The sequence below is a fragment of the Enterobacter sp. SENG-6 genome, assembly GCF_001605945.1.
GTDB lineage: Bacteria > Pseudomonadota > Gammaproteobacteria > Enterobacterales > Enterobacteriaceae > Enterobacter > Enterobacter cloacae.
Window position 1 is genome coordinate 1 of the sequence record NZ_LOMM01000040.1, and the last position, 10,534, is coordinate 10,534.

Annotated in this window: 14 protein-coding genes and 3 pseudogenes; 9 read left to right on the forward strand and 8 right to left on the reverse strand. The window is 57.7% G+C overall.

The genetic code is table 11. The features are described 5' to 3' along the window. The 3 genes and pseudogenes from AX755_RS17730 to AX755_RS25410 form a co-directional block, all read right to left on the reverse strand. The coding region (locus tag AX755_RS17730; RefSeq protein ID WP_024203538.1) for an IS1-like element transposase at nt 1–252 on the reverse strand (252 nt) is incomplete at its 3' end. A gap of 184 nt (nt 253–436) precedes the next feature. Then, a pseudogene (locus AX755_RS25405) lies at nt 437–541 on the reverse strand (transposase domain-containing protein); the annotation flags it as partial. After that, the gene (locus tag AX755_RS25410; protein WP_004118209.1) at nt 498–761 is read right to left on the reverse strand and encodes a transposase; all 264 of its coding nucleotides are present in this window, start codon (nt 759–761) and stop codon (nt 498–500) included. The pseudogene AX755_RS25405 and the gene AX755_RS25410, both read right to left, overlap by 44 nt. A gap of 14 nt (nt 762–775) precedes the next feature. Here AX755_RS25410 and AX755_RS25415 point away from each other — a divergent pair, with 14 nt between their 5' ends. The 8 genes and pseudogenes from AX755_RS25415 (at nt 776) to AX755_RS17770 (ending at nt 7,202) form a co-directional block, all read left to right on the forward strand. Further along, nucleotides 776–1,039, forward strand: a complete 264-nt coding sequence (locus tag AX755_RS25415; protein ID WP_015386469.1) for a hypothetical protein — start codon at nt 776–778, stop codon at nt 1,037–1,039. Between the two features lie 243 nt (nt 1,040–1,282). Next, nucleotides 1,283–1,564: a helix-turn-helix domain-containing protein gene (locus AX755_RS17745; RefSeq protein WP_004152118.1), complete on the forward strand. Its 282-nt coding sequence runs from the start codon at nt 1,283–1,285 to the stop codon at nt 1,562–1,564. Nucleotides 1,565–1,598: 34 nt separating this feature from the next. Next, on the forward strand, nt 1,599–2,168 hold the full coding sequence (gene hsp20, locus AX755_RS17750) for a small heat shock protein sHSP20 (RefSeq protein ID WP_004152117.1): 570 nt from the start codon (nt 1,599–1,601) through the stop codon (nt 2,166–2,168). Between the two features lie 105 nt (nt 2,169–2,273). Further along, complete coding sequence (gene clpK, locus AX755_RS17755; RefSeq protein WP_004152116.1) at nt 2,274–5,069, forward strand: heat shock survival AAA family ATPase ClpK; 2,796 nt, start codon at nt 2,274–2,276, stop codon at nt 5,067–5,069. Then, nucleotides 5,069–5,266: a hypothetical protein gene (locus tag AX755_RS17760; RefSeq protein WP_004152115.1), complete on the forward strand. Its 198-nt coding sequence runs from the start codon at nt 5,069–5,071 to the stop codon at nt 5,264–5,266. Before clpK ends, AX755_RS17760 begins: the two co-directional genes overlap by 1 nt. Nucleotides 5,267–5,503: 237 nt before the next feature. Next, a pseudogene (locus AX755_RS25860) lies at nt 5,504–5,650 on the forward strand (phosphate-starvation-inducible PsiE family protein); the annotation flags it as partial. Nucleotides 5,651–5,764: 114 nt separating this feature from the next. After that, nucleotides 5,765–6,253 (forward strand): phosphate-starvation-inducible PsiE family protein, encoded by a 489-nt coding sequence (locus AX755_RS17765; RefSeq protein WP_004152114.1) that lies wholly within the window; start codon nt 5,765–5,767, stop codon nt 6,251–6,253. Further along, nucleotides 6,240–7,202 (forward strand): zinc metalloprotease HtpX, encoded by a 963-nt coding sequence (locus tag AX755_RS17770; protein WP_004152113.1) that lies wholly within the window; start codon nt 6,240–6,242, stop codon nt 7,200–7,202. Before AX755_RS17765 ends, AX755_RS17770 begins: the two co-directional genes overlap by 14 nt. Nucleotides 7,203–7,226: 24 nt before the next feature. On the opposite strand, the gene AX755_RS25945 is transcribed toward AX755_RS17770, so the two are convergent. Then, entirely contained in the window at nt 7,227–7,358 is a 132-nt protein-coding gene (locus tag AX755_RS25945) for a hypothetical protein (protein ID WP_256025477.1), read from the reverse strand. Here AX755_RS25945 and AX755_RS25420 point away from each other — a divergent pair. After that, nucleotides 7,358–8,544: pseudogene (locus AX755_RS25420) on the forward strand (IS3 family transposase); the annotation flags it as partial. The gene AX755_RS25945 and the pseudogene AX755_RS25420 sit on opposite strands and share 1 nt — an antisense overlap. Before the next feature lie 158 nt (nt 8,545–8,702). On the opposite strand, the gene AX755_RS17785 reads toward AX755_RS25420, so the two are convergent. The 4 genes from AX755_RS17785 to AX755_RS17800 all read right to left on the reverse strand — a co-directional run bounded on the left by AX755_RS17785 (nt 8,703) and on the right by AX755_RS17800 (nt 10,331). Continuing rightward, complete coding sequence (locus AX755_RS17785; protein ID WP_003026803.1) at nt 8,703–9,185, reverse strand: GNAT family N-acetyltransferase; 483 nt, start codon at nt 9,183–9,185, stop codon at nt 8,703–8,705. Further along, nucleotides 9,173–9,439 (reverse strand): type II toxin-antitoxin system TacA family antitoxin, encoded by a 267-nt coding sequence (locus AX755_RS17790; protein ID WP_003026799.1) that lies wholly within the window; start codon nt 9,437–9,439, stop codon nt 9,173–9,175. Before AX755_RS17790 ends, AX755_RS17785 begins: the two co-directional genes overlap by 13 nt. A gap of 444 nt (nt 9,440–9,883) precedes the next feature. Next, on the reverse strand, nt 9,884–10,114 hold the full coding sequence (locus AX755_RS17795) for a hypothetical protein (protein WP_023307222.1): 231 nt from the start codon (nt 10,112–10,114) through the stop codon (nt 9,884–9,886). Nucleotides 10,115–10,127: 13 nt separating this feature from the next. Beyond that, a complete protein-coding gene (locus tag AX755_RS17800) occupies nt 10,128–10,331 on the reverse strand; it encodes an HHA domain-containing protein (protein ID WP_004213596.1) in 204 nt (67 codons plus the stop codon). Nucleotides 10,332–10,534: the final 203 nt, after the last annotated feature.

Consider the following 10,534-nt stretch of genomic DNA (forward strand, 5'->3'; position numbering starts at 1 on the left):
TAAGTGACGTAAAATCGTGTTGAGGCCAACGCCCATAATGCGGGCGGTTGCCCGGCATCCAACGCCATTCATGGCCATATCAATAATTTTCTGGTGTGTACCGGGCTGAGAGGCGGTGTAAGTGAACTGGAGCTGCCATGTTTTACGGCAGTGAGAGCAGAGATAGCGCTGATGTCCGGCAGTGCTTTTGCCGTTACGCACCACGCCTTCAGTAGCGGAGCAGGAAGGACATCTGATGGAAATGGAAGCCACCCGCACAGCGCGCTGGGATATCACTCCCCGAGGGAATACCGGCAGCGGACATCGTTAACTTAAGATACAAAAGCTGTTCGGAGATGGAGGGTCAAGATCAGGGTGACCTGCGCCATGATGTTATCCGAGCCCTGTTTCCTAATCACTACACCGGTATTTGATTACCCAGGTCAACTTCAGGCTGTTACAGGGACGGCAACCGTGTCAGCACATCCTTGAGATAGGCATACGGATCGTGCCCATTATTACGGGCCGACTGGATCAAACTCATGATCGCAGCAGCGCGCTTGAGTATGCGAACCCACGCCGAGCATTTGAGAAGGCAACGGGATGAACGCTGGCTGGATAGCCGTGGTTTTCTGGGTAGGCAGCCGAATCCATTTGTGATCGAGGTTGGCATTGAGGCTGTAGCCCAAGGCGATGTTTGCGATGGAGGCACCGGGTTCAGAACACTCCTGAATGACCTGAGCCTTGAAAGATTTGCTGTAGGTACGGCGCTGAGGGCGCATGGAAAATCCGCTTGATGGGCCATGGCCTTCGGCGGCGGTGTCGGGAAGGTGTGTTGGCCGGACGGATACTGTTGAACTACGTTGTCTGGGGCAACGGAAGTGTTTCGGCCCGACTCTGGAACGCGATCCGCAGCGACGACTGGGCAATTCCGCACGTTAGCCTGAGCAGCCTCGGGGAAATCGTCGTCTGGGCGCGCCCAGACGAGTTTCCGTCAAGGAACATGCAGACGAGCAAGGGGCTGCGGGCACTCGGCTACAACGTGAGGATCGGTGTTTGATCGAGGCGCCTGTGGTACACGCAGGCTGACGAGCCAGGCGCTGTCCATTGCCTGATCAGACCGCCCCGCTGCGCCTTGCCTGAGCAGTTGACCTGCATCAATGGGGCGGGAGAACGCTGTACATTGACTCTTGAAGGCTGTCATGGTAAGCGTAATATCTTACAAAGTATTACAAGGATTTCCTTGGCCGGAACCGCAAAGCGACGCGATTGGAGAGGGTGAGATGAAAGCGCACCTACAGGGATGAAAGCGCACCTACAGGTGATTTTCACGCTCGATGAATTGGCTGCGTACTTGAAAGTCGGCAAGCGGACGCTTTATCGGCTCGCCGCGCACGGGGAAATTCCGGCTTTCAAGGTGGGCGGGACGTGGCGGTTTCCTCAAAGTGAAATCGATCAGTGGATCAATGATCAGACCCGAGCCGCAGCAAAGAAGGAGGTGATGCGCAAGCGTGAACAGCAGAAGTCATCCGAGCAGCCCGTGTCGCCTGGGCGCACTGCCCGTCACAGCAGGCAAAGGGCTTGAGTAACTCGTTTTCCAATTTTTCTGGAGGTATGACATGGACATCGATTTCAAGAAGTTGGCTCCCTGGAACTGGTTCAAGAACGAGCAGCAAGAGCAGCAGACCGTCTCTTCCCTGCCGGTGCAGCGCAATGACCTGCCAGCGGCGAGCGGGCCAGTCAGCCCGATCCTGCAACTGCATCGGGAAATCGACCGGCTGTTCGATGACGCATTCCGGGGCTTCGGTTTTCCGGCGTTGAACATGCCGCAGTGGCCATCCGATTGGTCGGGCATGCTGAAGCCGGCCCTGGACATCCAGGAAACCGACAAGCAGTACAAGATTGCCCTGGAAGTGCCCGGTGTCGAGGAGAAGGACATCCAGATCACTCTCGACAACGACGTGCTGATGGTGCGTGGCGAGAAGCGCCAGGAACAGGAGAAGAAGGAAGGTGGCTTCCACCGTGTGGAGCGCTCCTACGGCAGCTTTCAGCGTGCCTTGAACCTGCCTGACGACGCCAACCAGGATTCGATCAAAGCATCGTTCAAGAACGGGGTGCTCACGGTCACGATCGACAAGCGCGAGGTCAGCGCGCCGAAGCAGGGACGCTCGATCCCGATCAACGGCTGACGTCGCCGGCTCGTTCGTCACAAGAAAAACCCGGCACGAGACGAGGAGTCGCGGTTCGCGATGCCTCGTCGCCTCAACCTTGTCAACCTTCTCAGGAGCATCAGCATGGCCAGAAAACAATGCCAGGTCTGCGGCCAACCCGCCACCGTGCGGGTGGAAGCCAATCTCAACGGTCGTCACAGCACCATGCTGTTGTGCGACGACCATTACCGGCAATTAGTGCGCCAGCAAAAGCGCACCGTTTCGCCGCTGGAAGCCTTGTTCGGCTCGCGCAGCGGCCTGTTCGAGGACTTCCTCGGCAGTGACTTCTTCCGCATCGGCGACGACGCGACGCCAGTTGCCGCCGATACCGATGACGTGGTCGATGCCTCGTTTGGCGAGCCCGCCGCCGCAGGTTCGGGTGCGCCGCGCCGTCGCGGCAGTGGGCTGGCCAGCCGCATCAGCGAACAGTCGGAAGCCTTGCTGCAGGAGGCCGCCAAACACGCTGCCGAATTTGGCCGCTCCGAGGTGGATACCGAACATCTGCTGCTGGCGCTGGCCGACAGCGACGTGGTCAAGACCATCCTGGGTCAGTTCAAGATCAAGGTCGATGACCTCAAGCGGCAGATCGAGTCTGAGGCCAAGCGCGGGGACAAGCCCTTCGAGGGCGAGATCGGCGTGTCGCCGCGCGTGAAGGATGCGCTCAGCCGCGCCTTCGTGGCCTCCAATGAACTCGGCCATTCTTATGTCGGTCCAGAGCATTTCCTGATCGGTCTGGCTGAGGAAGGCGAAGGGCTGGCCGCCAACCTGCTGCGCCGCTACGGCCTGACGCCGCAGGCGCTGCGCCAACAGGTCAGCAAGGTGGTCGGCAAGGGCGCCGAGGATGGCCGCGCTGAGACGCCGACCAACACGCCAGAACTCGACAAGTACTCGCGCGACCTGACCAAGATGGCGCGCGACGGCAAGCTCGACCCGGTGATCGGCCGCGCGCAGGAGATCGAAACCACCATCGAGGTGCTGGCCCGGCGCAAGAAGAACAACCCGGTGCTGATCGGCGAGCCGGGTGTGGGCAAGACCGCCATCGTCGAAGGGCTGGCGCAGCGCATGGTGGCGGGTGAAGTGCCCGAGACCTTGCGCGACAAGCGCCTGGTGGAACTCAACATCAACGCCATGGTGGCCGGCGCCAAATATCGCGGCGAGTTCGAGGAGCGCGTGCAGAAGGTGCTGAAGGAGGTGACCGAGCACCAGGGCGAGCTGATTTTGTTCATCGACGAGGTGCACACCATCGTCGGTGCCGGCCAGGGCGGTGGCGAAGGCGGGCTGGACGTGGCCAACGTGTTCAAACCGATGATGGCGCGCGGTGAACTCAACCTGATCGGCGCCACGACGCTGAACGAGTACCAGAAATACATCGAGAAGGATGCCGCACTGGAGCGGCGCTTCCAGCCGGTGACGGTACCCGAGCCGACGGTGGCCCAGGCCATCATGATTCTGCGCGGCCTGCGCGACACCTTCGAGGCGCACCACAAGGTCAGCATCTCCGAGGACGCGATCATCGCGGCGGCCGAGTTGTCCGACCGCTACATCACGGCGCGCTTCCTGCCGGACAAGGCGATCGACTTGCTCGACCAGGCGGCCGCGCGCGTGAAGCTGTCGGCCACGGCCCGGCCGGTGGCCGTGCAGGAGCTGGAGTCCGAACTGCACCAGCTGCGGCGTGAACAGGATTACGTGGCCGCGCGCAAGCAGTACGACCAGGCCGCCGAGCTCGGGAAGCGCATCGAAGCCAAGGAGGCCGAGCTCAAGAAGCTCGTCGAGGACTGGGAGCGGGAGCGGGCCTCCGGCAGTGCCGAGGTCAAGGCGGAACACGTGGCGCAGATCGTCTCGCGCCTGACCGGCATCCCGGTCAACGAGTTGACGGTGGAAGAGCGCGAAAAGCTGCTGCACTTGGAACAACGGCTGCACGAGCGCCTGGTGGGACAAGACGAGGCGGTCCGTGCCGTGGCCGATGCCGTGCGGCTGTCCCGCGCCGGCCTGCGTGAAGGCAGCAAACCGGTGGCTACCTTCCTGTTTCTGGGCCCGACCGGGGTGGGCAAGACCGAGCTCGCCAAGGCATTGGCCGAATCGATCTACGGCGATGAGCACGCCCTGTTGCGCATCGACATGTCGGAATATGGCGAACGCCATACCGTGGCGCGATTGGTGGGCGCGCCTCCGGGCTATGTCGGTTACGACGAAGGCGGTCAGCTCACCGAGAAGGTGCGGCGCAAGCCCTACAGCGTGCTGCTGCTCGACGAGATCGAGAAGGCACACCCTGACGTATACAACATCCTGCTGCAAGTGTTCGACGACGGTCGCCTCACCGACGGCAAGGGCCGGGTGGTGGATTTCACCAACACCATCATCATCGCCACGTCCAACCTGGGTTCGGACATCATCCAGCGACGGCTGAAGGCGCGCGGGGCGGCCGGCGAGGAGTACGAAAAGACCAAGGCCGGAGTCATGGACGTGCTGCGCGGCCATTTCCGGCCCGAGTTCCTCAACCGCATCGACGAGATCATCGTCTTCCATGCGCTGGGCAAGGAGGAGATCCGCCACATCGTCGGCCTGCAGCTCGATCGCGTGGCGCGCAGCGCCGCCAGCCAGGGCGTGACGCTCACTTTCGATCAGACGCTGATCGACCATTTCGCGGAAGAAGGCTACAAGCCCGAGTTCGGTGCGCGTGAACTCAAGCGCCTGATCCGCAGCGAGCTGGAAACTGCGCTGGCGCGCGAGATGCTCGGCGGCGGTATCGGCAAGGGCGATCACGCCAGCGCACGCTGGGACGACAAGGCCGAACGCGTGGTGTTCGAACGCAAAGAGCCACCGCAGACCCCGGCCGAGCCGGAGCAGCCGGATGCCGCGAAGGCGAGCGACGCATCTTGATGGCGGGCGAGGCTGCCGTGTCCGACCCCATCGGCCTGGCACTGGCATGGGCAGCCTCCCTGGCCTCGATCGCGGTGGCGGTCGTGGCCGCAGGTCACGCGGGCGTCTACAAGCGTGATGAGCAGTCGGCCACGCCGTGGGGACTGCTCATCAGCGGCGGCACTGCCCTCCCGCTCGCTGGCCATCCGTTCGCGTGACGGCGCGGCCCATCTGTTCACCTGATCCTCTGGCAACTCGACTTTCGAGGAACAAGGCCCATGGCTGGGTGACGCGGGCAGGCAACTGATAGTCGGTACTCTGTTCGACATCTCTTCTCGCAAGGAAATAGAGCAGCAGTTGCTGCGTATGGTGATCACCGACCCCTTTGCTTCACGGTTGAGGGAACATGTTCGCGCAACCGACATGGCTGCCCGGATTGGGGGGAGGAATTCGCTGTGTTGTTGGAAGCGGTATCGATAGAAGGCGCCCAAGTATGGGCGGAGCGATTTCGTCAGGACACTGCGGCGACAGCGGTGGTGTGTGGAGAGGTGTCGATCAGCTATAGCGCCAGCATGGGGGTGGCTCTCCTTGACCCCCGTTTGCACTCTGTCGAGCAGGTGATGCTGCAGGCGGACAGCGCGCTCTACCAGGCAAAAAAGACGAGGGTGCAACCAAGTTGTGGGCGCACAAGTATTTCAGAATTGAGAGGAGTGGCGATGAAGGAAAAGCAAGCAGACCCGATCAAAACATTTCGCGCCCAATGGGCAGTGATGACGTTCTACGAGCGCTTTGAACAGGTGATCGCGCTCGCGCTGTCCGCAATCATTGCCGTTATCATCGTGGTCTCGCTGCTGCAGCTGATCTCGATCGTCTTCAGCCTGCTGATCATTGATGCATTCAATCCGCTCGATCACAAGGTCTTCCAGACCGTGTTCGGCATGATCATGACGCTGCTCATTGCCATGGAGTTCAAGCATTCCATCGTGAGGGTGGCCTTGCGGCGCGACAGCATCATCCAGGTCAAGACGGTGATCCTGATCGGGCTGATCGCCCTGGCGCGTAAATTCGTAATCCTCGACCCGGAGACCGGCCCCGCCAAGGTCGCGGCGCTTGCAGGCGCGACACTGGCCCTCGGGGCGACTTACTGGCTGCTGCGCGAGCGCGATGACCGGACAGCCGGGGAAAGCTCAGATGATCAGTCGTGATCTGCGCCACGCGCAGAATGTCGGCGCGCGGCATCGCTGGCACAATCGCCTGCAAACCGTGCTGTTGGTGCTGACCCTGCTCGGAATTGCCGCCGTCGCTGGCAGCCTGCTGTTGGGTGACGGCGGGCTTTGGCTGGCGCTTGCGGCTGCGGGGTTCACCCTGCTGCTTGAACCGGCGGCCGCCTCCGGGCTGACCTTGCGGCTGTATGGCGCACGCCCCCTGCACCCGGATGAAGCGCCCGATCTTTGGGCTGTGTTGCGCGAACTGGCGGCGCGGGCCGGGCTGCCTACCGTGCCGGTACCGCACTACGTGCCCAGCGGGGTCGTCAACGCCTTCGCCACCGGTTCGAAGCATCACGCGGCCATCGCGCTGACCGACGGCCTGCTGCGTAGCCTCACGCCCCGCGAGTTGACCGGCGTGCTCGGCCACGAAATCGCGCATATTGCGAACGAGGATTTGCGTGTCATGGGCTTGGCCGATTCCATCAGCCGGCTCACCCATCTTCTGGCCTTGTTGGGGCAGCTTGCGATCGTGCTCAGCTTGCCAACGCTATTGCTTGGAGTCACGGAAGTCAATTGGCCCGCGTTGCTTCTACTTGCGGTCGCGCCACAGCTGGCCTTGCTGGCTCAGTTGGGCTTGTCCAGGGTGCGCGAATTCGACGCCGACCGGCTCGCTGCCGAATTGACCGGCGACCCGCACGGGCTGGCCTCAGCGCTCGCCAAGATCGAGCGGGTGAGCCGCTCCTGGCGCGCCTGGCTGCTGCCCGGATGGGGCAATCCGGAACCCTCCTGGTTGCGCACGCATCCAGCGACGGCTGAACGCATTGAGCGCTTGCTGGAACTTGCTCCGCCGCCCGCGATGCCGCCGTTTCCATCGGCCCGTTTCGACCCCGAAGTGACCGTATCACCACGTCCGCCACGCTGGCGCACTGGCGGCCTTTGGCGCTGATTTCAACATGGAGAATGACGTGACCTACCCGACCCCTACAGCCGCCCGGCGCCGGATCGATTCATCCGGCGCTGGCTCGTCATCACTGGCTGCATCGCCGCACTCATGCTGCTGTGGCAGTTCCTGCCCGCCATCGAAGCCTGGTTCAGTCCCCACGAAACAAATGCTTCAGCCCGGAAGAGAGGTCTCAGGCCGTCCGGGAGCTCTGTAACCGACGTGGAACCGCGCGTAAAGTTGCACAAAGCATAGGCGTCAGCGTCCCGGTCCTGTACAAATGGAAGAAAGACCTTATCAGTGACGAGGCTTATCAATCCATGCGCAAACGAAAGTCAGCCCCTCAGGATAAAAATCAGGATGCTTTACTCGGTGAAATCCAGCGTCTCAGGAAGCAGATTCATCAGCTGCAGCTCGAACGTGACATACTGACAAAGGCGAATGAACTGATAAAAAAAGATCTGGGCGTCAGCTTTCTGAAACTGAAAAACAGGGAGAAAACCCTGATAGTTGATGCCCTTAAGAAAAAGTACCCCGTTGCTGAGTTGCTAAGCGTTCTGCAACTTGCCCGCAGCTGTTATTTTTACCAAAACGTCTGTACGATAAGTATGCGGTAATACGCGTGATCATGGCCGATATCTTTGAGGAGAATTACCGCTGTTACGGCTATCGGCGCCTTCACGCGATGCTTCGCGGTAACAACAGGGTTATTTCTGAAAAGGTTGTCCGCAGACTGATGGCAGAAGAGCAGCTCGTTGTTAAGCGCACCAGGCGACGACGATACAACTCTTACTGTGGCGAAATCGGCCCGGCACCGGAAAATTTACTCGCTTGGGATTTTAGTTCCTGCAGGCCAAATGAGAAGTGGCTGACCGATATTACGGAGTTCCAGCTTCCGGCTGGAAAAGTCTATCTGTCGCCGGTTATCGACTGCTTTGATGGCCTGGTTGTAAGCTGGTCGATAGGAACACGCCCGGACGCGACGCTGGTGAATACGATGCTCGATGACGCACTCGATACGCTCAACGAACATGATAAACCAGTGATACACAGCGATCGTGGTGGCCATTACCGGTGGCCGGGCTGGCTCGAGCGTATCAACACCTCCGGACTTATAAGGTCCATGTCGCGCAAAGGATGCTCGTCGGATAATGCTGCGTGTGAAGGCTTCTTCGGGCGTATCAAAAACGAAATGTTCTATGGCAGAGACTGGGCGGGTATCACGCTGGAAAAATTTATCTGCTTCCTGGACAGGTACATACGCTGGTATAACGAGAAACGTATCAAGCTATCATTAGGTGCAATGAGTCCTGTGAAGTACCGGCAGCATCTTGGGATCACAACATAACAGTCCAGGAAAACATCCGCAGCCCCTGAGACGACAATAACGCTTTGTGCTGACAATACAGGTGCGCATAACAAAGATTATGTTAAATATTAAAACAAATAACATAAAAATCAATATGTTAAGAAGGTAACCAGCTACTTTCCCATTCCAGCAACCAGTCATGGAAGCTTTAGAAACAGAGTCCTCTCATGAGTTTGTGATGCCTTAAATCCATGGTGAGCATAGAAACCTTTGGCTTCTTCAGTAAGCGCATGAACCATTATCGCACGAACCCCAATGTTCTCAGCTACGCGATAACACCGTAGCACTGCATCGTGGAGTAAATCGGCGCCAACCCCTTTTCCGTGCAATGAGACATCTACCGCCAGGCGAGCGAGTATAATCACCGGTATAGGATCTGGCATGTTACGCCGAAGACTACCTGTCGCTTCCGTATGGTTAACGCTACCGGTGGCCAAAGAGTAAAAACCAGCTACTTGCTTCGTACCCGTCTTGCAAACAACGAACGTTCGGGCAGCGCCAAGAGCTTGATTTTTTAAACCTCTCTGTTTTAGCCATTCATCGAGGACTGTCTCTCCACTGACGAACTCAGCCAGCTGATGAGAGCTGGATAACGGCTCGGGCGTGGTTATACGTCCCACTGAGGTTTCCTTGCCAGTAGTTTATTAATGGCGGGCTCATCCTCGACTGGTGCATCGAGCATATCGATGAACTCTGCATACTGTTCGTCGTTAAAATTGAAAACACGGCGATCAAGGATCACATTCTCCGCAGCCTTGCAGGCCATCTCCAGGATAAAGTCGGTTCGCGATTTATGAAGGATCTCTGCAGCAGCATCGATGAGTGCTCTCTGAGACTCTTTAGCTCTTAGGTTGAGTTGAACATCTGATTTCATACACACCTCTCTTGTATAGCAATTGATATACAAGAATAACACAACACGAACGTATAGCAAATGCTATACACTTCAAAGTACCGATAATGCGTTTTATGTTAAATATCAGTTACTTGAATAGATTTCGTAACATAAGTTGATGTGTTTGTCGTGTCATGACAGCACAATCAGGGATGTCATCCCCTAACGAGGCAAGGACTAAGTTAATGAACAGAACAGATTAAGAAGTACAGACTCGCTGGCTTGAGAGCCGGCAGCCTGAAGATCGTACCTGTAATGAAGCGGAACAATTTTCGGATGAATGCTGGAAGAACGGTCTGCGGCTGGATAAAAGCCCGTCTGTGCACTATCAACTTCTGATGGAAACCATCCGCAGGACGCTGATCCCGCGGCCAAAGTGAAGCCCTCCGTCGGTCTCCACTATTATCGCTACCGGGTTAGCCGTCAGGCATGGCCCGGTTTAAAAAGATATGCTGACAGTTCTGCTGCAGTTATATCAAACTCGAGTTGCTGGATTAATTCTGCCAGTTTTTTCTCTGCAGTATCACGATCAAACTGATTTTGTACTATCTGGAGAGCAACCTGTTTTAGCTCCGGAGGGAGGTGTTCCAGATTGATATGATTATAACCCGAAATGTCATCATCCGAATTTTCGAAGAGCCAGCCGTAACTCATAAGGTCACCTGTTCTATTTCACAAATTTCCAGACACCTGGCGGTACCCGGTCATACAACTTTCCCATCGTCATCTCCGCCAGCCGGTGATCAACCGCGGCATTGAAATGCTCAAGCTCATCATCTGACAGAGAATATTTATTTTTTTCTATTACCCTTTCCAGGGTTTCCTTCGATGTACAGCGCCGTAGTCGTAAAATCCATTCCTGTTTCGTCATTAGTTTTTTATATCCTGAGGCGTCCCTAGTATTTAATTTTACAAATAACGCAAATTTCTTTCAGGCGTTATGGCCCGTGCCGTTCTGCTTAAGATAATCACTGATGCTCAGGCCGGACAGGCTTTGTTGAATAAATCGAACTTTTGCTGAGTTGAAGGATCAGATCACGTATCTTCCCGACAACGCAGACCGTTCCGTGGCAA

Bases quoted from the DNA above. Each gene is read 5' to 3' on its own strand.
- AX755_RS25410 (WP_004118209.1), bottom strand. From the start codon at position 761: ATGCGCCCTCAGCGCCGTACCTACAGCAAATCTTTCAAGGCTCAGGTC.
- AX755_RS25415 (WP_015386469.1), top strand. From the start codon at position 776: ATGGGCCATGGCCTTCGGCGGCGGTGTCGGGAAGGTGTGTTGGCCGGA.
- AX755_RS17745 (WP_004152118.1), top strand. From the start codon at position 1,283: ATGAAAGCGCACCTACAGGTGATTTTCACGCTCGATGAATTGGCTGCG.
- hsp20 (WP_004152117.1), top strand. From the start codon at position 1,599: ATGGACATCGATTTCAAGAAGTTGGCTCCCTGGAACTGGTTCAAGAAC.
- clpK (WP_004152116.1), top strand. From the start codon at position 2,274: ATGGCCAGAAAACAATGCCAGGTCTGCGGCCAACCCGCCACCGTGCGG.
- AX755_RS17760 (WP_004152115.1), top strand. From the start codon at position 5,069: ATGGCGGGCGAGGCTGCCGTGTCCGACCCCATCGGCCTGGCACTGGCA.
- AX755_RS17765 (WP_004152114.1), top strand. From the start codon at position 5,765: ATGAAGGAAAAGCAAGCAGACCCGATCAAAACATTTCGCGCCCAATGG.
- AX755_RS17770 (WP_004152113.1), top strand. From the start codon at position 6,240: ATGATCAGTCGTGATCTGCGCCACGCGCAGAATGTCGGCGCGCGGCAT.
- AX755_RS17790 (WP_003026799.1), bottom strand. From the start codon at position 9,439: ATGAAATCAGATGTTCAACTCAACCTAAGAGCTAAAGAGTCTCAGAGA.
- AX755_RS17795 (WP_023307222.1), bottom strand. From the start codon at position 10,114: ATGAGTTACGGCTGGCTCTTCGAAAATTCGGATGATGACATTTCGGGT.
- AX755_RS17800 (WP_004213596.1), bottom strand. From the start codon at position 10,331: ATGACGAAACAGGAATGGATTTTACGACTACGGCGCTGTACATCGAAG.